The following is a 21,207-nucleotide window of genomic DNA, read 5'->3' as shown; positions in this document are numbered from 1 at the left end:
GGCTTATCGCGCCATTTTTTGAAAATGAAAAAAGGACCGCTGAGCGGCCCCCATTTCTGAACTATGATCACACGTTTTGCTCATCGAAATTCAATTGAACATTTCGCTGAGGTGCAAAAGTGGAAATGGCATGCTTATAAACAAGCTGTTGCTTCCCTTCCGTTTCAAATAACACGGTGAAATTATCAAACCCCTTCACCTGACCTCGGATTTGGAAACCATTCAATAGGAAAACGGTAACTGGTGACCCATCTTTACGCAGTTGATTCAAGAATTGATCCTGAATATTAATGGATTGTTTCATCGAGCATCCTCCTCTATATCTCTATATACTAATTATTCGACTCTAATCCGAGCTTTCCTGCAATGAATTTCGAAATGTCAGCGATTATTTCATCACGGTGCTCCGATGCAGTCATATCGAACCAGTCGACTTCCATCTTATTCCGGAACCACGTGAGCTGACGTTTGGCATACCTTCTGGAGTTCTGTTTCAGATTCTCCACTGCTTCTTCAAGGCTTACCTTGCCGTCAAAGTAGTCGTAAATCTCTTTGTACCCGATTGCCTGAACCGATTGGACCTCCCTGACCCCATCTTCATACAGGGATCTGACCTCGTGCAAAAGCCCTTCGTCCACCATCATGTCCACTCTGAGGTTGATCCGCTCATAAAGCTTGTCCCGGTCCATGGTCAAGCCGATGAGAGCCACATTATACTGAAGATCCCGGGATTGCTGCTTTTGATACTCTGTCATGGTCTTTCCTGTGGTGTGGTGGATCTCCAGGGCCCTGATCACCCGCCTTATGTTGTTCGGATGGATCTGAGAGGCCGCTTCATGGTCCACATCAGCCAATTTGCGATGCATGGCTTCATGACCGATCTGATGGGATTCTTCTTCCAATCGCTCCCTGAACGCTTCGTCTCCCGGCGTTTCCGTGAATCGGTAGTCATAGAGAACGGACTGGATGTAAAGACCAGTCCCGCCGGCGATAATCGGCATTTTCCCCCTGGCATGGATCTCTGTGATCAATTTCCTGACCGACTGCTGAAACTCAGCAGCCGAATACGATTCCACGGGATCTTTGATATCAATTAGATGGTGGGGGATCCCCTCCATCTCATCATGGCGGATTTTCGCCGTTCCGATATCCATCCCCCTGTAGATCTGCATGGAGTCCCCACTGATGATTTCGCCATCGAATGCCTTCGCCAATTCGATACTCGTCTTCGTCTTCCCTACGGCCGTCGGACCGATCAGGACGATTAGCTTTTCTTTGTTCAACGTCTATCCACTGCCTTCTATGTAGTCATTCCTCATTCGCTATCGTACCATAATGATACGTAAAGATGTATTATATCTTCAAATTATCGTCATGATTGTGTAAATTGATACTCTTTCCCCTGATGGAAGAAGTCATATAAACGGCAAAATCCGTCAAAGAAGCCTCCTCCTCAACGGCTGTTTTCCACGTTCTCCCTATTGCATACGCCTTCAGTGCTTTTTGGATGATGGGATGAAAACGAACCGGCAAGGATTGGAGTCCCCATTCTCCTCCCTCTTTTTTAGAAGCGACAGACTGGTTGATACAAAATTGATACACCCGGCATAAATTAAGGATCATATAGGTTGGCTGTTTCAAAATATCCGTTTCCGCATCTTGAATGTCGTAATAAATGGCCCGCATGTAGATCGTATGAGGAACGGGGGCGAAGACCGATTCGATCGGCTCACCAATCAATGCCCTCCCCCGCGTGCGGATGACGGCGATATGGGCTGCAATGTCAGGGTCTGATGCTGGGAAAGTAGCGTCCCCCCGTCTTATGGCGTCTATATGCATATCTGAAAAATGATAGTCGAAAGGCGTCGGATATAGCAGGGGCCGGACATTCCCTCGTGTAATGACGCTGACTTCCAACCCTTTTGCAGGAAGGTGATCACCTCTGTATTCCTTCAGGAACAAGTCATCGAGGGCTTTTTTTTCATCTTTACTTATTCCATCTTCCACGATGATCAGAAGATCGATATCACTGATTTCCGGATTGAAGCAGTCCATGGCCAGCGAGCCGTGGAGATAGACCCCCGTCAGTTTATACTGGAACAGCCCACTGATCCGTTTTGCAAGTGCCGTTGCATACTCTTCCATCATACTTCCTCCCATTGGACAGGGGCCGGACTATCCGGCCCCTGTTTATGTTTCCGGTACCAAGCGAAGCCGTTTGCCGTCCGCAGGTGGCTTCAAGGTCGTTTCATGATACTTTCCTTCTATCCAGTCATCGATTTGATCATCATACCACGTGCTCTTAAAATGACCGGACTGACCAGGTCCTACGATATGGTCGGCCTTGGACATATCTTCCGTATCGATGATGAATCGCCATGAGCCCCCGTGATTGACAATCCCATCATCGGTATAGCTTGCGGCACCCACTGTGACCCGACTACCGCCGACAGGTTCAGGGCCTCTGCGGTTCAGGAACCATTCAAGGATGGATGAAGCAGAGGAAAGGGGATTTTCAAAGTAGACCCTGTGGTAGTCCCCCCATGCCCACCCGTTCATATCTGAACCGTATTGATCAAAACCATCCTCCAGTGTATCGGACAGACTTTCGGCTAGAAATGATTCGAATCCACCATGCTCAGTAAACCATGGTGAAACCTCCCCTTTCGCCGCCTTCCTGATCAGTTCGTCCACCACGTTCTGTTTTCCTTCAAAAAGCTTCAACATATCGGTCGGGATGCTGTCATCAAAAAGGTCGTTGCTCATCCGGTCCATCCACTGATGGAATAGAAGCGGGGCGGCCTCATCGGCCTCATCATCAAAATCCCAACCTGCTAGGAGGTCGAGGGCTTCCCGGGATTGAACGGAGAGCTCATCTCCTTCCAGAGCGTTCAGAAGAAGCGGAACAAACTCCCTTGCCTGGAGATTCATGTGATCATTTTGCAGGTCCTTCATATCCTGCTTCGTCAGCTTCTCTTTTGCTTCAAGGACCTCGCTGATCCTCATGTACCGATAAGGACCCGCCCAATGATGACTGATATGATAGGGATAGTCATCTCCTATCACCTTATTATTTGCCGTTGCGATGTATCCTTCGGCAGGATTCACGACTCTGGGCAGTTCATCATACGGAATGAATCCGGTCCACTCATAGTCCGATGTCCATCCCGGTACCGGCAGGAGTCCGTCCCCCTTCTTCCGGATGGGGATTTTGCCGTTTGCTTTGTATGCGATCGTCCCATCTTTGTCAGCGAATACGAAGTTCTGGGTAGGCGTATGAAAATCTTCCATTGCCCTTTCGAATTCGGTCCAATTGGACGCTTTATTCATGTCGATGATGGCTTGCAACTCGAGACTCGGATCCAGAGCCGTCCATCTCATGGATAGAGCGTTTTCGCTATCATCCTGATTCGCGAATTCCGATACGATGGGGCCGTGTCGTGTAACCGTGACTTCATACGGAATCGTCTCGCTGTCTTTTACAGCAATGGGTTCCTTGATCACCTTGGCCTCCTCCCATTTCCCGTCATAGAGGAAGTGATTCTTTTTCTCTTTGTGGCGCTTTTCAATGTAGAGGTCCTGAACATCCGGACCGGTGTTGGTCACACCCCAGGCAATCGTTTCATTATGACCGAGTATGATTCCAGGAATCCCCGCAAAGATCACCCCGCTCACATTAACGTCCGGCGATTCAAGATGCATCTGATACCAGATGGACGGACTTCCCAACGAAAGGTGGGGATCATCCGCGAGCATGGGATGCCCGCTTGCCGATTTCGAGCCGCTCACTACCCAATTATTGCTTCCGTTCATCTCAGGTGGAATGACAGGCTCTGCGATGGCATTCCCCCATTTCATGGAAAGCTCTTTCGTTTCATGTATGATCGTGGGAGCATCTTGCGGATAAGAGGGGAAAAGATCCATCGCCTTTTCCTCCGGTAACGATTGCAATGCCCAATACCTGAAAGCCTGCCCTTGCCAGTGGCCGCCGAGATCAAAGGCCATGTACTTTCCGATTGTCAAAGAATCCACTTCCGTCCATTTCTCAGGTTCATAGCCCAATAGGGTGAACTCGGCCGGCAAGGACTTGTTCTTCTTCGATTCTTCTATATAGGCATTCACTCCATCCGCAAACCAGGTCAGCACCTCCTTGACTTCAGGTGAATATCCTTCAAGGGAAGCTTCGGCAGCCCGCCTGAGACCGAGGGTACGGAAGAACTTGTCCCGGTCAACTGCCTTTTCCCCCACCACCTCGCTCAATCGGCCTGATGCCTGCCTTCGGCTGAGGTCCATCTGGAACAGCCGATCTTGCGCCTGAATGTATCCTTGCGCCAAATAAAGGTCGCGGTCATTGGAAGCAGCGAGATGGGGGACGCCTTTGCTGTCCCTGACCACCTCTACCTCTTCAGAGAGGCCGGGAACGCTCAATTTTCCTTCGATCTGAGGAAGTGAGCGTCCAATGAACGAATCGGCATAAAGGATGAGAGAAGTCATGCATAGAAACAGGAAGGCGATTCCACCTATGATGATTGTTCTTTTTCGATTCTTCTTGAGTTTTATCTCCAAGATAACACCTCCCTATCTCGCCTTTGCGATAATCCCGTTATGCACTTTGATGTATCCATGCTGGAGGATGTCGGCCCCGTTTTCATACAGATAGAGTCCCATCTGTTCTACAGTCATGAGCTCACGGTACGTATGGTTCATCACATCTGCCATAAGATCGTAATACACCTTTGACTTCCACTGGGCTCTCGGGGTCGTCAGGATCATATATCCTCCAGGCTTAAGGAATTTCCGGTGCCAATCGACGACTTCAGGCTTATGTTCATCGGGGAAATGCTCCAATAACCCGACACTCAGGACGATATCGAATTCCTTGCCATACGGAAGTTCCCTGATATCACTGACTACGTAGTCTGTAGGAAAATCGCTCTTATGGTAGACTTTCATCCCCCCGGTGTCTGGATTTTCCCCGAGAAATGGATAGGATTCTGGGAAATCCTCATACCGGGTGTCCTTACAGAAGGGATCATAATCCACCATTACGATGCTGCTTCCCGGGTACATGGCGGCCAACTGCATCGCCTCATACCCTTCGGCAGCACCCAGGAACAAGATTTTCGGTTTGAGCACATCCAACCCCTTGAACAGCTCCCGTTTCCCCCTGGGATCCCATATTCCATCCTGGATCCGATGGACATAATTCCATAAGTGCAGACGCAAATGGTCTTTCATCGCTTCAACGGATGAAGTCAGATGGAGCTTCAAGGTCTCCCCCACAATCTTCTTTCTGTTCTGACTCAGACTTTCCGGCACATCCTTCACGAACCAATCATGGAAGGAACGATTGAACATCTCCCAGGAAGCATGGACCGGCAGGGTCTTCCCTTCCCTCAGCTCCCACTCTTTCTTCTCTTTGGAAAACCGGTTCACCTTGAACGGTCTACCCACCTGATCCCATGTGACTCCTGACCAATCCCCCACACCTTTCAGCTTAACAAACCGATCATGCTCCCTTTTCGTAAAGCTACGCTTGTCCACTCGATAAGAAGGTTCCAAATATGTATCTTCCATCGTTGCTTTCATCCTCTCACGCTTATATTAAAACGCTTTCATTCCTTCTATATACTATTACCCTTTCATTCTCAAAATTCCTTCAATGAAGAGAGAGAACAATCCGTTTCTTCCTTGCCGGTATGGGGTAAAAGGACCGTAGGAGGTGGAGTGATGGCTTTTGACTATTCCCTAGACTATAAACAGATTGATTTCAGGGAGTCCCCTGAGCTTTATCGCGTCGGCCGGGGGGAACAAGGAGTCCTGATGGTCGAACCATATAAAAGCGAAATCCTGCCTCATTGGAAGTTCAAGACACCTGCGATTGCAAAGGAATCATCAGACAAGATCCATGCGATGTTTCTGGATTATCAAAAGAAGGATGATTTTGTGGGGATGGATATGGCGCGGAAGTTCCTGCAGATGGGGTATACAAGGTCCAGGAGATATGCCAATTACCCCGGAGGCAAGAAATATGACAATGATGGAAATGTGAATGATAGGGAAATAGATGATGAAAAAGCTGAATCCGCTTCTATCTTCGAGAAAAAGTGGATCCAGGTAAGAGAAGATCCGGATTATCTTAAGAGGAAGAAGCAGCATCAGAAAAAGTACGGATGAAAAGAAAGCAGGGAGATGCGCCGCATCTCCCTGCTTTCTTTTACATGATCCGCTTAAACATTTTTTCCATCTCATAAACGGAATAGTGAATGATGATCGGTCGTCCGTGCGGACAAGTGAACGGATCCGACGTACTTCTCAGCTCATCAAGAAGTGAAAGGATCTCGTCATTGCGAAGGTGATGGTTCGCCTTGATGGACCCCTTACAGCTCATCATGATGGCCGCTTCTTCTCGCAGCTTCTTAATATCGATGCGGTTCATTTTCAGGACCTGCTCAATCATATCCTCGATCGTTTCCTGCTCTTCACCCTTAGGGAACCACTGCGGGTGAGATCTGACGATGAAGCTGTTATGACCGAAGTCCTCAAGGAAAACCCCGACCTCTTCGAGCATACCCCTGCATTCATTGATCTTGATGAATTCATCAGTGGAAAACTCCAGGGTCATGGGCACAAGCATTTCCTGCAGCTCCTTGGCGACTTGACCCACTTTTTCTTTAAAAAATTCATATTTGATCCGCTCCTGGGCGGCATGCTGATCGATTATATACAGGCCCTGGTCATTCTGTGCAAAGATATACGTTCCATGCATCTGTCCGACCGGATACAGGGGCGGGACCCTTGATTGATCCTTGCTTTCATCCGGCTCCACGGATGGTTCAACCGGAACGGTGCGAAAGGGTGTCTCCGTCTCATGAGGGACGTCCATGGAGGCTGGCTCTGAATACGCCTCCTCCTTGATCTCAGTCTCCACCATCACCGGCTGCCGTTCCTTTACCATCTCAGGAATAGTCGGCTTCGGGCGAGAAACATGGTCGAGGGTCATGAAGGTTTGCTCAGACTTGGGTGCCATCGATTTCGGTGCGACAGACCCGGTCGGAATGAGTTCCTTCTTTTTGAATACGGTTTTGATCCCCTCACTGATCAGGGCGTTAAGCTCCTGCTCCTTGCTGATCCTTACCTCCATTTTGGAAGGATGGACGTTGACATCCACGAGGACCGGATCCATGTCAATATTCAACAGGACAATGGGATGCCGGCCAATTGGTAAAAGGGTGTGATATCCTTCTGCGATTGCTTTGGCCAATGCATAATTCTTAATGAAGCGCCCATTGATCATCGTTGAAATATAGTTGCGGGAAGCTCTGGTGATCTCCGGCATGGACACATAGCCTGTGACCTTGAAATCCAGGGATTGTACATGGATCGGCACCATATTCTTCGCAATCGCGAGTCCGTAGATCGATGCCAGGACCTGCCTCACATCTCCGTTCCCGTTCGTATGGAGGAGGGACTTTCCATTATGGAGGAGCTTGATGGAAATCTCAGGGTGAGACAGGGCAATACGGTTGACCACATCGGTGATATTGCCGAGTTCCGTATGAATCGTCTTCATATATTTCAACCTTGCAGGTGTATTGAAGAACAGTTGGGATACAGTGATATCCGTCCCCTTTCGAGAGGAGGTCTTTTCGAAGGTTTCTTCGATCCCCCCGGCAAGCTCGATTTTTGTACCCGGTCCCTCTCCTGTGCAGGTCTTCATCGTGAAGTGGGAGACGGAGGCGATACTCGGCAGTGCCTCACCCCTGAATCCGAGGGTGCGGATACGGAAGAGATCGTTCTCATCCTTGATCTTCGAGGTGGCATGGCGCTTGAATGCCGTCTTGACATCTTCTTCGTCGATCCCATCCCCGTTATCTATGATCCTGATGGAGTTCAGTCCCGCTTCTTCCACATGGATTTCAATGATCGTTCCACCGGCATCGATACTATTTTCCAGTAGTTCCTTTACCACGGATGCAGGACGCTCCACCACTTCCCCGGCTGCTATTTTATTTGATAGGGAGTCATCGAGCTGAAAGATCTTCACGATACTGCCTCCTTATTTCTTCAGTTTCTTATGGATTCCGTAAAGGGTGTTCATGGCATCAATCGGAGTCATATCAAGAATGTCCAATTTCTTAAGCTCATCCAGAATTTTTGTTTCCTTTGTGGATAGCTCTTTTGCAACGGTCTTCTGTTTCTTTCCTTCTTCGAAAAAGGAAAGCTGGCCAGGCTCATCCTCCTTTACAATGGTCGCTGCTGATTCTTCCATCCCTTTTTTGCTTTCTAGGGTCGAAAGGATCTCATTGGCTCTTGTGATGAGGATCTCTGGAAGCTCGGCAAGTTCCGCCACATGGATACCGTAGCTTCGATCTGCCGCCCCATCTTTGATTTTGTGAAGGAACACCAGTTTCCCACTCTGCTCCATGGCACTCACATGAACATTTTTGACTTTAGGCAGTTCGGTTTCCAGTACTGTCAGTTCATGATAGTGAGTCGAGAACAACGTCTTGGCACCAATATGCCCATGGATGTACTCGATGATCGCCTGTGCCAGGGCCATTCCATCGTAAGTGGACGTCCCGCGTCCGATTTCGTCAAACAGGATCAGACTCGCCTCCGTCGCATTGACGATGGCGTTCCTGGCTTCAAGCATTTCCACCATGAACGTGCTCTGTCCAGATATCAGATCGTCTGCCGCTCCGATCCGCGTGAATACTTGATCGAATATCGGAAGGTCAGCTTCAGCGGCCGGGACATAGCAGCCAATCTGGGCCAGGATGCTTGTGAGGGCGAGCTGCCTCATATACGTACTTTTCCCGGACATGTTCGGTCCAGTGATCAGGAGGATTTCACGCTCGCTGTCCATGTAGGAATCATTGGGCACATATCCATCTGCTCCCATGACCTTTTCAACGACAGGGTGACGGCCATCCTTGACGGCGATCCGTCTTTGTTCATTGAAGACCGGCTTGCTGTAGTGCCTTTTTTCACTGACCGTGGCAAAACATTGAAGAACATCGAGTTCACTTACAACCTTAGCCAGGCGCTGAAGGCGCGGGATGAATTCTTTCACTTGCTCCCTGATCCCGATGAACAATTCGTATTCAAGATCGACGCTGCGTTCATCTGCCTGCAGGATGAGCGCTTCTTTTTCTTTCAGCTCCGGGGTAATGAAACGCTCAGCGTTCGTGAGCGTCTGCTTCCTCTCATACCTTCCTTCTTCAAGGTGATGAAGGTTGGCTCTTGTTACTTCAATATAATAGCCGAAGACACGGTTGAAGCCGACCTTCAAGGAACGGATCCCTGTGCGTTCGCGCTCGTCCCGTTCAAGAGCGGCAATCCACGACTTTCCGTTTCGACTGGCATCACGGTATTGATCAAGCTCTTCATGATAGCCATCCCGGATCAAGCTGCCTTCCTTGATGGAAAGAGGGGGATTTTCCACGAGGGCAAGTTCCAGGAGATCCGTCAGATCTTCACAAGGATCCAATTCTTTACTGTAGCGGTCGATGGAATGATGATCCAGTGAGGCGATGAGGGATTTCAAAATCGGAATCTGCTGGAGGGATTTCTTCAACTGGATCAAATCCCTTGCGTTCACGTTTCCAAACGCCACTCGTCCTGCAAGTCTTTCAAGGTCATAGACTTCTTTCAGCCTCTCCCTCAGGTCCTGTCTTTCAAAGAACCGTTCAAGGAATACTTCGACGACCATCTGCCTCTTTTCAATCTCCCGGCGTGAAATGAGCGGCCGGTCGATCCATTGTTTGAGAAGACGCGCTCCCATAGCGGTCATCGTTTCATCCAGGAGCCAGAGAAGAGATCCTTTCTTTCCTTTGGAACGGATGGTTTCCGTCAGCTCAAGGTTTCTTTTGGAATAGTAATCCATTTTCATGAAATGGTTCAAATGATAGGTTTCCACCTTTTGCAGATGGTCCAGGCTCCGCTTTTGAGTCCTGAATAGATAATGCATGAGAAGGGCTGCCGTCTGTTTCAATTTTTCCTGCTGAAGTTCTTCCAGTAAGTGCTCGAATGAAACAGCTGATCCATGCCCGACCTCAAAAGAAAGGGTCACTTCAAGGCGTTCTTTGAGCTTGAGCTGGTGCTCCTCCTCCAGATCCGGCGCTACGACTACCTCCTTTGCCCCGATCGTGGACAGCTCATTCAATAGCTGCGCCATGCCGTCGGCTACAAGGGTGACGTTGGTTTCGCCCGTTGACAGATCGCTGTAGGCGAGGCCGTATGTGCCATCATCAAAGGATACCACGCTGGCGATATAGTTGTTCTCTTTATCGCTCAACCCTTTACCTTCCATCACTGTACCAGGGGTGATGAGCTGTACGACTTCACGTCTTACGACCCCTTTTGCATGCTTTGGATCTTCAGTCTGTTCACAAATGGCGACCTTGTATCCTTTGTTGATCAGTTGCTCTATGTAATTGGGAGCAGAATGGTATGGAACTCCGCACATCGGAATCCTCTCCTGTCCTCCCCCATCTCGGCTTGTCAGGGTGATTTCCAATTCCTGAGAAGCTGAGATGGCATCATTGAAGAACATTTCATAAAAGTCCCCTAAACGAAAAAATAAAAAGGCATCCTGATATTCTGCCTTCACCTGTAAGTATTGTTTAATCATTGGCGTGTATTGAGTCATGGGTTCATTCAAACCTTTCCGTATTCTGCTAGACGTCTCATTATATCATATCTAACCATGAGGTTTCATGCCGGAAACAATGGAAACAGGCGGATGGAATGAACCCATCCGCCTAAACCAATCATGATCAAAATGAACCGCTCAGTTCCTTGCCATCAATCTTCCAACCCGAGATCCCTTCTGCTTGGTGAAGGTTTAATTTCATAACAGAATGATGGACTCTCCGTTTCCCGTCCGTCCACTTCACCTTGGCAGTGACGCTGGACAGGAACGGGTTTGTTTCCTTCACTTCGAAGGAAGATATCTTCATCGTTTCCACCTTCTTCAGAAGGGCCTCCGACTCCATCCCACTTCCTTCCATGAGCATTTTTCCGAGCAACTCTTCATCTCGTTGTTTCACTGCCATCTCAACTACCCTCATTGCTCCCTCTGGTTTCAAGGACGCAATGAACTCCGGAAGTTCTCCGGCAGCTTTATGGATCATCAGGGTATGGGCGAAATCCGGACGCGGCGTCTTATGGGTCGTACTTCCAAGGAAATGGACGCAGAAATGTCCCGGGAATCCATTCTGAAGAGCTCCTCCCCCGTGAGGCATTCCGTTCATGGAAGCAGGAATGAGGAGGCTTCCCGACTTCACCAGGATCGCCCTCCTGTTCCAGCTCCAATGTCCTCCGTAGATTTCTTTCATCACCTTCGTGTCCTCTTCAGTCACCGGTTGGACATCCGCATGTTTATTCCCCGCCCGTCGCTGGACTTGAAACGTCTTGCCTGTCTCCACATCGATGAGCTCGAAATATGAATACTTGGGAAGAAGCAGGTTCGTATCCTTCCACGAAAGCGTGTCCGTCAAATAGTCGACTCTTAAAGGCGCCGCACTTAATATGGATGCGGTCATGAGTACTTTCATCATCATCAGTGCCATCAAATGCCCCCTTTCTTATTGATTTCTTCCGGACGCTTGCCCGTACTCTTCCTCATACTTTTTCGTTAATTGAGCCGTTCCATAACCATTAATTTTTGGTAATCATCCTTCCCCCGTATGACCGTATACGGGGGGACCATACTAAAAGGGAAAGGGTGATAATGATGGCTTGGACCACTTTTTTAATTGCTGCCATGATCGGACTATCGAATCAGCAGCCCCTTGAACTTGATACAGGGGATGAAATCATTACGGTCAAGGAGGAATCTCTGGCTCTTCCCTACCTTGATCTACCGATACTTAATGAAGACCATTTTAACCATCTTGTTTCCCTTCTGCAGGAAAAGACGTATAAAGCGCCCATCAATGCCAAAATTGATGAGCATAATCGTATCATCCCCGGACAAACAGGACTCATGCTTGACCGCAACGGCTTAAGAGAAGCCATGATGAATTATCTTTACAAAGGAGTGCGCTCCACTGATGCTCCGACCCTGAAAACCTACCCTAAGGTTGATACAGAAATCCTTGCCCATATACGCACGAATCGCATCGGATCCTATGTAACGTATTTCAATAAAAAAAATGAAGAACGAACGAATAATATCATCCTGGCTTCCGGGCAAATCAACAACACAGTCGTCTTTCCCGGCGAGACGTTCTCATTCAACAAGACGGTGGGTAAACGTACAAAAGGAAAGGGTTATATGAAGGCTCCCGTTATCGTCAAGGGAGAATTATCGGAAGATATCGGGGGAGGGATCTGCCAGGTTTCATCTACTCTCTTCAATGCCGTTGATCGTGCAGGGGTGACGATCGTGGAGCGCTATCATCATTCCAAAAGGGTCCCGTACGTCCCGAAAGGAAGAGACGCGACCGTCAGCTGGTATGGACCCGATTTTGCATTCCGCAACCCTTATCATCAGCCCATCCTGATCCGGTCCAAAGTCGTAGGGGGACAAATGATCGTGACCATTTTTTCATCCGATCAAGTGGAAGCCGAGAAGAGGAGCGTTCCAGGTGCATCGCCTGCCAAACCATCTGAAAAACGGCACTGATCGTGACCATAAAAGCCCTCGCAACTGCGAGGGCTTGATCAATCTTATAGACGATTGATCCCTTCAACAACGGTATCAAGCATCAGCTCAAGATCGTCCTCCTCAATCACAAGGGGAGGTGAGAGGGCAAGGACGTTATTGAATCCCGCTACCGTGGCTCCATTTTTACCGATCAGGATACGTTTTTGCTTACAATAGTCCACTACACTGCTTACAGATTTCCCGTCTAGCGGCTCTTTGGTCGACTTATCCTTCACCAGCTCGATTCCAAGGAGGAGTCCTTTTCCTCTCACATCACCGACCCGAGGATGGGCAGACAGTTTTTGGCGGAGAAAATGTAAGGCCTTTTCACCCAGTCTTGCAGAGCGGTCAATAAGCTGCTCTTTTTGAATGATATCGATATTTTTCATAGCCACTGCGCATGAGGCAGGACTCCCCCCGAATGTATTGATATGCCGGAAGTAATCGTATTCCTCACGACCCTTGAACGCCTCGTACACATCTCTCCTGACAGCCGTCGCAGAAAGAGGGAGATACGCTGAGGTAATCCCCTTTGCCATCGTGATGATATCCGGTTTAATCCCGTAATGCATGAATCCGAATGCTTTTCCCGTGCGTCCGAATCCTGTTATGACTTCGTCCACGATCAGCAGTGCCCCATGGGCTTCACATACCTCCTTCGCTGCCTTCATATATCCATCCTGAGGCATGACGATCCCACCGCCTGTGATGATCGGTTCCATGATGACAGCTGCAATCGTTTCACTGAGTTCCCATGTCAGTGTTTCATTGAGCGCCTGGACGGCAGGGAGGTCTTTTCCGGTTGATCCCGGTTCATCCCTGTAGGCATCGGGTGGCCTAACATGGATGAATCCCGGTGCCAGTGGTTCGTACTTATATTTCCTCTGGGCCTGTCCGGTTGCAGATAAAGCCCCGAGGGTATTCCCGTGGTATCCCCGGTATCTTGCCACGATCTTATACCGATTGGCCTCCCCCTTTTGCTGATGATATTGACGGGCAATCTTGAATGCCGTCTCGTTTGCCTCTGAACCGCTGTTGGAAAAAAAGAACACATAGTCATCCCCGATAAGCTCGGTCAGCTTCTCCGCCAGTTCGATTGCTGGCCGATGACTTTGAGTGAGGGGATAGTAAGGCATCTCCTTCAATTGTTCGTAAGCGGCAGTCGCCAGCTCTTCTCTTCCGTATCCTATGTTCACACACCATAACCCAGCCATTCCATCGAGGTAACGCGCGCCCTCATGATCGGTCACCCACGCACCGGCTGCTTTGGTCACGACCATGGTCGCATCTGGATTATAAGGCTTCATGGAATGCCATACCCTCCGCTCATCTTGTAACAGATCCTTGTGTTGATCCACCACCATCGCTCCTTTCTGATTGGTCTTCCCCTACTCATCTTTATTCGGGGCTGTCCACCTTTAGAAGCAGTGGTTTCTGAACCGGTTCTCCTGTTTAAGGGCTTCGGGGATAAACTGAAACACGTTAAGAAGCCGGACGGTTTGACTAACCGTCCGGCTCTTTGATCCAACCCCTTATGAATGAAGGGTTCCAGGCTTGAGGGAGCGGACGGGCCGGCTCATCTTCCATTGACGAAGGAACCAGATCAGGACCGCCGCCCAAATCACCGATCCAAGGATCATGGACAGCTTATAATCAAGTCCGAATCCTTCAGGTGCATAAAAGATATACACACTCACGACCGCTGTCATGAATAAGGCGGGAATCGTACAAATCCAATGGAAGGCAGCCTTCCTGAGTAAATAAATGGAACCTGTCCACAGCATGACAGTTGCCACCACTTGGTTGGACCATCCCACATATCTCCATAAAAAGCTGTAGTCGATCTGAGTCAGGAGGAATGTCGGGAGTGCAACCGGGATGACCAACAGGACAGGGAGCCACTTATTGTCCGTGTCCCGCTTTCGGATATCGCGGATCAATTCAGCCAGCATCATCCTCGAAGAGCGCAGGGCTGTGTCCCCTGTCGTAATAGGGAGGATGATGACCCCCAAGATGGCAAATATGCCACCCACGGTACCAAGGGTTGTGACACTGATCTCATTGACCACACCAGCAGGCCCCCTGTGGCAAGAGCCTCTTGAAGACCCGGCGTTCCGTTGAAGAAAGCCATCCCGGCTGCCGCCCAAATCAAAGCGATGACACCCTCTGCCACCATGGCACCGTAAAATACCTTCCTCCCCTCGCTCTCTTTCTTTAATGTTCTTGAAAGGATCGGACTCTGTGTGGAATGAAACCCCGAAATCGCGCCGCATGAAACGGTTACCATCAACAGCGGCCAGATGGGTAGATCTCCCGGATGTAAATTTTTCAGGGTAAGGTTCGGGATCGGATGTTCAAAAAAGAATAAACCAATGCCGATGGATACGGCCATGAAAATCAAGATAGCCCCGAAGAATGGATAAATCCTTCCGATGATTTTGTTGACAGGAAGAACTGTAGCGACAACAAAATAAATGAATATGAGAATGAGACATGTCATGAATGATAAAGGAGTCAGCTCTGTTAGAAGCTGGGCAGGTCCGGCTGTGAAGGCTGCGGCTACGAGAATCATGAGGACGATGGATAGGAGATTCATCGCCACCTTCACGGGTTTCCCGAGATAATTACCCACGATGGCAGGGAACTGTGCCCCTCCATGCCGCAAAGACAACATCCCTGAAAAGTAATCATGTACAGCCCCTGCAAACAAACAGCCGATGACGATCCAGATGAATGCAACCGGACCGTACAGAGCACCCATAATGGCACCGAAGATCGGTCCAAGTCCCGCTATGTTCAGAAGCTGGATGAGGCTTGCCTTCCACCAGCTCATCGGTACGTAATCCAAATCGTCCCGTTTTGAATAAGCCGGGGTGATCGTTCGGTCGTCGATGACGAAAATCTTTTCGACCACCTTTGAATAAACGAAGTAGCCTGCAATCAGAATGAATAATGCCGCGATGAACGTGAGCATGTGCCGATCCCCCTTTATGTATGAATATAACCGCAATCTTAATATGATTTGACAGACAAATCAACCAAATATTCAAAATAATGAAACTTATTTCTTTTTACCCATAGAAAAAGACGGTCCAAAGACCGTCTTGACAGTTATTGATCAAGTTTCAATTTGGCAAGGGCATCGGCGAGAGCTGTATTCACCGGTTCATCTTTCTGCTGGGTTTTCAAGTATTGATTGACATCCCTTTTGGTTGCTTTTCCGCCCTTTTCCTTCTTCCTCCGCTGATTGAAGGTAGAAAGCTTTTCTTTGTGACCGCACACACATACGAACAGTTGTCCATCGCCTTCTCCCTTAAGTTCAAGGCGCTTGTGGCAGTTCGGGCAGCGTGCATTCGTCTTTTTACTGACGTTTTTGCGATGTCCACACTCACGATCCTGACAAACGAGCATTTTCCCATTACGATTCTTAATTTCAAGCATGAGATTCCCGCAATCCGGGCATCTCGTTCCTGTGAGATTGTCATGGGAGAATTTTTTAGTGGATTGCTTGATTTCATGGACCGACTTTTTCGTATATTCCTTGATTTCCTTCATGAATTCTTGTTTGCTCAGTTTGCCACTGGCAATCTGCTCCAGCTTCATTTCCCATTCTGCAGTGAGTGTCGGAGACCTGAGCTCGGAAGGTGCCAGGTCAAGTAGCTGTTTCCCTTTGGACGTGATGGTGATTTCTTTCCCCGTCTCTTCGATGAGCGCCGTGTGGAATAGTTTTTCAATGATGTCGGCACGGGTCGCCACGGTACCGAGTCCCCCGGTTTCCGAAATGGCCTCCAACAGGTCTTGATCGCTGCCTTTCATATACTTCCGCGGATTCTCCATGGCGGTCAGAAGGGTTCCTTCATTGAATCTTCCCGGCGGCGTGGTTTTCCCTTCCGTCTGCTTTACCGACAATAGCGGCAGACTCTCCCCTTCGGCTAGCGTTGCCTTCAGGCCTTCGACGCTTTCCTTCTCATAAACGGCCTTCCACCCTTGATCCAGCACCCTGTTTCCTTTGAGCTGGAATCGGTTCTGACCGATATTTCCCGTGACGGTGGTCTGCTCATAAGAATACGGTGCATAGAATGCCGCGACGAATCGCTTCACGATCAGATCGTAAATTTTCCGTTCCCTGTCTTGGAGTTTCTGGAGAAAAGGTGTTTCCTCCGTTGGAATGATGGCATGGTGATCACTGACCTTGGTGTCGTCAACATACGCTTTTGAAAGGGTAAGCTTTCCTTTCATTGCATGATGGACGATGCTTCTGTACTCCTGGACATTGACGGCCATCAGACGATCTTTCAGTGTGTCGACCATATCACTCGACAGATGCTTGCTGTCGGTCCTCGGGTAGGTGACCAATTTATGCTGTTCGTACAATTTCTGCATGATTGACAGCGTTTCTTTTGCCGAAAAGCCGTATATCTTGTGGGCATCACGCTGTAGTTCAGTCAAATCATAAAAAGAAGGGGCAGGATTTTTTTTCGTTGCTTTTTTGACAGTATCGATCGTAAGCGGTTTTTTTTGAGCCTTCAAGGCAGCTTCTACCTGATCCACCTCTTCTTTTGAAAACGACCTTGACTCCTGACCTTTTAGCCATGTAAAGGTCCCTTTTGCGGTGACCGCTTGAATGCCATAGTATGGGACCGGCTTGAAGTTCCTGATTTCCTCTTCCCGCTGAGCGATGATACTAAGCGTCGGGGTTTGTACCCGGCCGCAGGAAAGCTGGGCATTATGTTTGGTCGTCAAGGCCCTCGTGGCATTCATGCCGACATACCAATCCGCTTCGGACCTTGCCTCTGCAGCTCTGTAGAGGTTTTCATAGGCTTTTCCATCCTTTAACCGGCTGAAGCCCTGCTGAATGGCTTTATCGGTGACGGATGAGATCCACAGACGCTTCAACGGTTTTTGCGGCTTCGCCTTTTCCAGGATCCACCTGGCGACGAGTTCACCTTCACGCCCGGCATCCGTGGCAATGACGATTTCTTTCACATCTGGCCGATTCATCTGGGTTTTTACGGTATTGAATTGTTTGCCTGTTTTTTTGATCACCACCAGCTTAAGATCTTTCGGTAGCATCGGCAGGTCTTCTATCTTCCACGTTTTGTACTTGTCATCATAGGTTTCGGGGTCTGCAAGGGTAACCAGATGCCCAAGGGCCCAGGTTACGATATACTCTTTCCCTTCCATGAATCCGTTTCCTTTTTGTGTGCAGTTCAGCACCCGTGCGATATCTCTTCCGACAGAAGGCTTTTCTGCCAGAACCACTGTTTTTTTCATCGTTAAAAATCCTTTCGTGATCGGTCTTCCCACCCATTTTAGCATACTTACATGCAATCGGGCAGTGGCGTTCCACAAAGAAGAAACCATCCGGTTGGATGGTTTCAATAAAAAAACTAGGAAGAGGCCGTCTTCCTAGCAATCTTTACTCTTCGATGCCTTCAAGGAATTCCGGATCCAATTCTTCAAACTCTTCGTCATCCAGGTCGCAGTCCCAATCATGATCATCACAGCCGTCAGGATTCACCAGGACGCATACTTTCGTTTCACCGATCACTTCCACCAGGAATTCACGTTCTACATGAACGATGATTTTATTCCCATTCGGTGAGATGACCGCTTCGCAGCAGTTCGGCTGTTGGAGTACGCGTGCGCACACTTCAAGATCATCCGAGCAATCAGGATCGCGGTATTTCAATTTGATGACGTCTGTATATTCGACTCGCTCAGTAACCACGGACGTTTTCGTGTTATCACTGTGGGAGTACCATACGTTGATATCATAACAACCCTGAATCTCTACTTTTTTCCCTACTTTGTGTGCCTTGTACTCGTGATTGATGATCCAGCAGCCTAAAATGCTCGATGGGTGATGCGGCGGGCAAATCGTATGATGGGACTGAGTGAATTTGCGTCCCTTCGCTACGACCGCTTTTGTAATGATCTCTCTATATTCTGCCATTCGAGCGTACCTCCTCATTCATTTTCAATTCATCTTATGCGATGACTTAGGTGTTTGTGCGAGTAAATTGGATTGCATGAAAGGATTGTTGCGAGATACTGTATTGTATGCGAATACCCAAGGGATGTTACGAAAAGGAGAGCGGATGCGAGGCGAAAAGATGGACGAAGAAAAAAGCGGTTGGTACAACAAATAAAGAGACGATTTGATGACGAACACAATCAGTATAGGTACTTTATACCGTGCATGATTTCGCTTTTCGCGCGTAGCCCGTGAGCCTCCTCGACATGGGTCCCGCATACCTACGCTTCTTGAAAGAAATGAAAGCGTAATGGTCATGAACCAAATAAAAAACCCGAACGATCTTAGGCAAGATCGTTCGGGTTTTACTATGATTGGACACAATTGTCCCAGCATCTTTGAATGGGAAACTTACGAGCAGCTGCCAGGCATGGAATTGCGGACCTGGGATCCGGTTTCTCCCCTGAGGACGTCACCGCCTGTCGTTTCGATGATGTGATCGGTGACATTGTTGGAGATGACAGATGCGACGATCTGAAGCAGATCATTCACATCCTCCTGGGATTCTTTAAATTGCTGGACGATGGGAATAGCGTCAATTTCTTTTTCCAGGTTTTCGATTTTTGCTTCAACCATCTTCAGTGCTTCGCTTTTACCGTAGTGTTGGAAGTTGACCGCCTGCTTCTGAAGACTCTTGATGCTTGCAATCATTTCTCTTACTTTTTGATTTTCATGGATCTGTGCCTCTGCACGTTTGAAAAAATCCACTTCTTCAGTATCCGCGATCATCTGAGCAAGATCGCCTGCATGTTTGATAATATCATCTTTTGTATATTTCGCCATATCATTTCACCTCTGCCGGTATTTGAAATTCAGATCCGATTAAGCCTTCTTCGATCATTTCCCCGTCGAGCGACCAGCTTTTAGTATCGGTGATCTTCACCTTCACGATTTTGCCGATGGCCGTCTTGGGCGCTTTGAAATTCACTAATTTGTTCCTTCTTGTGTATCCGGCGAGGACCTCCGGATTCTTCTTGCTTTCTCCTTCCACCAGGACTTCCACGATTTCGCCTTTATACGGAAGGAGGGCCTTGCCAGACAATTCATTCACCACTTCGTTCAGCCTGCGTAATCGGTCTTTCTTCACATCGTCAGGAACATTATCCTTCATTTTGGCTGCCGGGGTCCCTTCCCGTGGGGAGTAGATGTACGTGTAGGCCGATTCGAAGCCCACTTCCCTGTACAAAGAGAGGGTCTCTTCGAATTGTTCTTCTGTTTCATTCGGATAACCGACGATGATGTCGGTCGTCAGGGCTACATCCGGCATGGACGCCTTGATTTTCGCCACGAGGTCAAGGAAGGCCTCACGGGAATACTTTCTGGCCATGATCTTCAGGACAGGGGTGGAACCGGACTGAACCGGAAGATGGATGTGTTCGACGAGGTTCCCTTTCTTCGCAAGGACTTCGATGAGATGATCATCAAAGTCGCGGGGATGACTGGTCGTGAAGCGGATCCTCGGGATATCGATCTTCCTCAATTCATCCATGAGGTCCCCGAGTCCGTAGTCAAGGTCTTCAATGTCCTTGCCATACGCATTGACATTCTGACCAAGAAGGGTGACTTCCTGGTACCCTTGAGCGGCCAACATCCGGACCTCCTGGATGATCTCTTCCGGTCTTCTGCTCCGTTCCTTCCCACGCGTGTAAGGAACGATGCAGTACGTACAAAACTTATCGCAGCCATACATGATGTTCACCCAGGCCTTGATATTCCCTCTGCGGACCTTCGGAAGGTTCTCGATCACATCCCCTTCCTTGGACCAGACTTCCACGACCATGGCCTTGGACATATAGGCCTCGGCAAGGATCTCTGGGAGCCTGTGTATATTGTGGGTGCCAAAGATCATATCCACCTGCTGATAGGTCTTCAGGATCTTATTGACGACCGATTCTTCCTGGGACATGCATCCGCATACGCCGATGAGCAGTTCAGGATTCTCCCGTTTCAGTGCCTTGAGATGACCGAGTTCACCGAACACTTTGTTCTCGGCGTTCTCCCGGATGGCACATGTGTTCAGAAGGATCACATCCGCATCATCCGTCGTGTTCGTGGCTTCATAGCCCAGGGCCATGAAGATCCCCGCCATGACCTCGGTATCGTGTTCGTTCATCTGACAACCATATGTACGTATGTAGAATTTCCTTCCTGTTCCAAGGCCTTTGAATTTATCATCAATGGTGAAGTCATTATGATACTGGACTTCCTCTTTCCCGCGTTTTTTGGCTTCTTTCAACGAAGGCGGAATATAGACGCTCTGAAAATATTGACTGTAATCCTTCTCGCCTTTTGGTGAGGTGGGATTCGCCTGCTGTCCATGTTTTCGCTGTTCCTCATTCATGAGTAGTCCCCTTTCAAGCTTTGTAACCTGAGAACGACCTCCCCGGACTGTAACCGCTTCAATAAGAAGGTATTCTGCTTGTTTAAGTATATCGGTTTTTGGAAGATCATACAATAGCTCCCTGCATCTATCGACCATGCAAACCCGGTCACCATGCAAATTAGGCATTCTCAC

Annotated in this window: 15 protein-coding genes and 1 pseudogene; 2 read left to right on the top strand and 14 right to left on the bottom strand. The window is 48.8% G+C overall.

What is annotated here, in order from left to right; all coding sequences use genetic code 11:
• Positions 1-67 precede the first annotated feature (67 nt).
• The 5 genes from hfq to D5E69_RS10680 form a co-directional block, all read right to left on the bottom strand.
• Positions 68-304, bottom strand: a complete 237-nt coding sequence (gene hfq, locus D5E69_RS10700) for an RNA chaperone Hfq (protein WP_048003951.1) — start codon at positions 302-304, stop codon at positions 68-70.
• 28 nt (positions 305-332) lie between these two features.
• A complete protein-coding gene (gene miaA / locus D5E69_RS10695) occupies positions 333-1,283 on the bottom strand; it encodes a tRNA (adenosine(37)-N6)-dimethylallyltransferase MiaA (protein ID WP_159129632.1) in 951 nt (316 codons plus the stop codon).
• Between the two features lie 70 nt (positions 1,284-1,353).
• Entirely contained in the window at positions 1,354-2,148 is a 795-nt protein-coding gene (locus tag D5E69_RS10690; protein WP_048015580.1) for an aminoglycoside adenylyltransferase domain-containing protein, read from the bottom strand.
• 42 nt (positions 2,149-2,190) lie between these two features.
• Positions 2,191-4,566, bottom strand: a complete 2,376-nt coding sequence (locus D5E69_RS10685; protein WP_249931592.1) for a penicillin acylase family protein — start codon at positions 4,564-4,566, stop codon at positions 2,191-2,193.
• Between the two features lie 12 nt (positions 4,567-4,578).
• Positions 4,579-5,589, bottom strand: coding sequence for a class I SAM-dependent methyltransferase (locus D5E69_RS10680; protein ID WP_048003955.1), 1,011 nt, complete (start codon positions 5,587-5,589; stop codon positions 4,579-4,581).
• Positions 5,590-5,730: 141 nt separating this feature from the next.
• On the opposite strand from D5E69_RS10680, the gene D5E69_RS10675 reads away from it, so the two are divergent.
• Positions 5,731-6,177 (top strand): DUF4385 domain-containing protein, encoded by a 447-nt coding sequence (locus D5E69_RS10675; protein WP_048013117.1) that lies wholly within the window; start codon positions 5,731-5,733, stop codon positions 6,175-6,177.
• A 40-nt stretch (positions 6,178-6,217) separates the two neighbouring features.
• Here D5E69_RS10675 and mutL read toward each other — a convergent pair whose 3' ends face one another.
• The 3 genes from mutL to D5E69_RS10660 all read right to left on the bottom strand — a co-directional run bounded on the left by mutL (position 6,218) and on the right by D5E69_RS10660 (position 11,567).
• Entirely contained in the window at positions 6,218-8,050 is a 1,833-nt protein-coding gene (gene mutL, locus D5E69_RS10670; RefSeq protein ID WP_159130345.1) for a DNA mismatch repair endonuclease MutL, read from the bottom strand.
• Positions 8,051-8,059: 9 nt separating this feature from the next.
• On the bottom strand, positions 8,060-10,654 hold the full coding sequence (mutS, locus tag D5E69_RS10665) for a DNA mismatch repair protein MutS (protein WP_159130344.1): 2,595 nt from the start codon (positions 10,652-10,654) through the stop codon (positions 8,060-8,062).
• A gap of 127 nt (positions 10,655-10,781) precedes the next feature.
• A complete protein-coding gene (locus D5E69_RS10660) occupies positions 10,782-11,567 on the bottom strand; it encodes a hypothetical protein (protein WP_048004512.1) in 786 nt (261 codons plus the stop codon).
• 203 nt (positions 11,568-11,770) lie between these two features.
• Between D5E69_RS10660 and D5E69_RS10655 the strand changes: the two genes are divergently transcribed.
• Positions 11,771-12,634 (top strand): VanW family protein, encoded by an 864-nt coding sequence (locus D5E69_RS10655; protein ID WP_249931591.1) that lies wholly within the window; start codon positions 11,771-11,773, stop codon positions 12,632-12,634.
• A gap of 44 nt (positions 12,635-12,678) precedes the next feature.
• On the opposite strand, the gene D5E69_RS10650 is transcribed toward D5E69_RS10655, so the two are convergent.
• From D5E69_RS10650 to miaB, 6 genes and pseudogenes are all read right to left on the bottom strand, one after another.
• The gene (locus D5E69_RS10650) at positions 12,679-14,019 is read right to left on the bottom strand and encodes an aspartate aminotransferase family protein (RefSeq protein ID WP_187427046.1); all 1,341 of its coding nucleotides are present in this window, start codon (positions 14,017-14,019) and stop codon (positions 12,679-12,681) included.
• A gap of 168 nt (positions 14,020-14,187) precedes the next feature.
• A pseudogene (locus tag D5E69_RS10645) lies at positions 14,188-15,629 on the bottom strand (carbon starvation CstA family protein).
• A gap of 137 nt (positions 15,630-15,766) precedes the next feature.
• A complete protein-coding gene (locus D5E69_RS10640) occupies positions 15,767-17,929 on the bottom strand; it encodes a DNA topoisomerase III (RefSeq protein WP_159129631.1) in 2,163 nt (720 codons plus the stop codon).
• Positions 17,930-18,074: 145 nt separating this feature from the next.
• On the bottom strand, positions 18,075-18,611 hold the full coding sequence (locus tag D5E69_RS10635) for an outer spore coat protein CotE (RefSeq protein ID WP_048003961.1): 537 nt from the start codon (positions 18,609-18,611) through the stop codon (positions 18,075-18,077).
• Between the two features lie 432 nt (positions 18,612-19,043).
• A complete protein-coding gene (locus D5E69_RS10630) occupies positions 19,044-19,475 on the bottom strand; it encodes a YlbF/YmcA family competence regulator (RefSeq protein ID WP_048003962.1) in 432 nt (143 codons plus the stop codon).
• Between the two features lies 1 nt (position 19,476).
• Complete coding sequence (miaB, locus tag D5E69_RS10625) at positions 19,477-21,033, bottom strand: tRNA (N6-isopentenyl adenosine(37)-C2)-methylthiotransferase MiaB (protein WP_048013113.1); 1,557 nt, start codon at positions 21,031-21,033, stop codon at positions 19,477-19,479.
• Positions 21,034-21,207 lie beyond the last annotated feature (174 nt).

The organism is Rossellomorea marisflavi (assembly GCF_009806575.1).
GTDB classification, from domain to species: domain Bacteria; phylum Bacillota; class Bacilli; order Bacillales; family Bacillaceae_B; genus Rossellomorea; species Rossellomorea marisflavi_A.
Note: the sequence above shows the minus strand (reverse complement) of the source record. Positions and strands in the feature narration are given on the sequence as shown.

What these genes read in the sequence shown, in the direction of transcription:
- hfq (WP_048003951.1), bottom strand. Translation starts at nt 304, where the DNA reads ATGAAACAATCCATTAATATTCAGGATCAATTCTTGAATCAACTGCGT.
- D5E69_RS10690 (WP_048015580.1), bottom strand. Translation starts at nt 2,148, where the DNA reads ATGATGGAAGAGTATGCAACGGCACTTGCAAAACGGATCAGTGGGCTG.
- D5E69_RS10680 (WP_048003955.1), bottom strand. Translation starts at nt 5,589, where the DNA reads ATGAAAGCAACGATGGAAGATACATATTTGGAACCTTCTTATCGAGTG.
- D5E69_RS10675 (WP_048013117.1), top strand. Translation starts at nt 5,731, where the DNA reads ATGGCTTTTGACTATTCCCTAGACTATAAACAGATTGATTTCAGGGAG.
- mutS (WP_159130344.1), bottom strand. Translation starts at nt 10,654, where the DNA reads ATGACTCAATACACGCCAATGATTAAACAATACTTACAGGTGAAGGCA.
- D5E69_RS10660 (WP_048004512.1), bottom strand. Translation starts at nt 11,567, where the DNA reads ATGATGATGAAAGTACTCATGACCGCATCCATATTAAGTGCGGCGCCT.
- D5E69_RS10655 (WP_249931591.1), top strand. Translation starts at nt 11,771, where the DNA reads ATGATCGGACTATCGAATCAGCAGCCCCTTGAACTTGATACAGGGGAT.
- D5E69_RS10650 (WP_187427046.1), bottom strand. Translation starts at nt 14,019, where the DNA reads ATGGTGGTGGATCAACACAAGGATCTGTTACAAGATGAGCGGAGGGTA.
- D5E69_RS10640 (WP_159129631.1), bottom strand. Translation starts at nt 17,929, where the DNA reads ATGAAAAAAACAGTGGTTCTGGCAGAAAAGCCTTCTGTCGGAAGAGAT.
- D5E69_RS10635 (WP_048003961.1), bottom strand. Translation starts at nt 18,611, where the DNA reads ATGGCAGAATATAGAGAGATCATTACAAAAGCGGTCGTAGCGAAGGGA.
- D5E69_RS10630 (WP_048003962.1), bottom strand. Translation starts at nt 19,475, where the DNA reads ATGGCGAAATATACAAAAGATGATATTATCAAACATGCAGGCGATCTT.
- miaB (WP_048013113.1), bottom strand. Translation starts at nt 21,033, where the DNA reads ATGAATGAGGAACAGCGAAAACATGGACAGCAGGCGAATCCCACCTCA.